Genomic DNA, 1,163 nt, shown 5'->3' on the forward strand with positions numbered 1-1,163 from the left:
CTAGTGTCCTGTCCCTGAAGTTCTTGTACAAAATCTAGCAACGGCAGCCAGTATCTGATCGGCGGTTTTAGTCCAGACGAAGGGTTTTGGATCGCGGTTGTGAATTTGGATGTAGTTGCGGATGGCATTTTCCAGTTCAGCGGTGGAGCGATGGGTGCTGCGGCGAAGTTGTTTTTCGGTCAGCAGCGCAAACCATCGCTCGACCAGGTTGAGCCAGGAAGCGGAGGTGGGAGTGAAGTGGAGGTGGAAGCGTGGCCTCTTGACCAACCAATCCCGGATCAGCTTGGTCTTGTGGGTGCCGTAGTTATCCAGGATCAGATGGATATCCAGTTCCGGAGGCACGTTCTGCTCGATGGTGTCGAGGAAGGTGCGAAATTCCACCGAGCGATGGCGTCGCTGCGTCTGGCCGATCAGCTCACCACTCTTGGCGTCAAGGGCGGCAAACAGTGTAGTGGTGCCGTGGCGTACATAGTCATGGGTGCGGCGCTCGATCTGACCGGGACGCATGGGCAAAAGCGGGGCGCTTCTGTCCAGCGCCTGGATCTGGCTCTTTTCATCCACACATAAAACCAGAGCGCGTTGCGGAGGGGCCAGGTATAGGCCCACGATATCGCGCACCTTATCGATGAACAGCGGATCTTTGGAAAGCTTGAAAGTCTCACTGCGATGCGGTGCGAGGGAAAAGGCACGCCAGATACGGTGAATCGAATTACGGCTAAGGCCGGTACGCTCGGCCAGCGAACGCGTCGACCAATGGGTGGCATCCTCTGGAGTCGATTCCAACGTAAGTGCGAGCACCCGCTCTACGTCTTCATCGCCCAGCTTGCGCGAGGTGCCGGGACGGGGCTCATCCAGCAGTCCGTCCAGGCCGAGTTCAATGTAACGTTGTCGCCACTTGCCTACAGTGTGTGGCATGGTATGCAGTTGGGTAGCGATCACCCTGTTGCTGAGCCCTTCATCGGCCAGCAGCACCATGCGCGAGCGCATCGCCAGAGCCTGCGACGTCTTCGGCCTACGACTCCAGGCAACCAGTTGCCTGCGATCTTCCGCACTGACAGACAACGGAGCTAAAGGACGACCTGCACCCATCGGACTTCCTCCCACTCTATCCGATGCTCGTACCCTCAATAAATATGACAATTATTTTAGGGACAGGACACTAG

At 57.1% G+C, this 1,163-nt stretch carries 1 protein-coding gene; it reads right to left on the reverse strand.

What is annotated here, in order from left to right:
- Window positions 1-1,089, reverse strand: a complete 1,089-nt coding sequence (locus tag OHL21_RS00020) for an IS630 family transposase (RefSeq protein ID WP_263415197.1) — start codon at window positions 1,087-1,089, stop codon at window positions 1-3.
- Between the last annotated feature and the right edge of the window lie 74 nt (window positions 1,090-1,163).

It is taken from the genome of Terriglobus albidus (assembly GCF_025685425.1).
In the GTDB taxonomy this organism is placed as follows: Bacteria; Acidobacteriota; Terriglobia; order Terriglobales; family Acidobacteriaceae; genus Terriglobus; species Terriglobus albidus.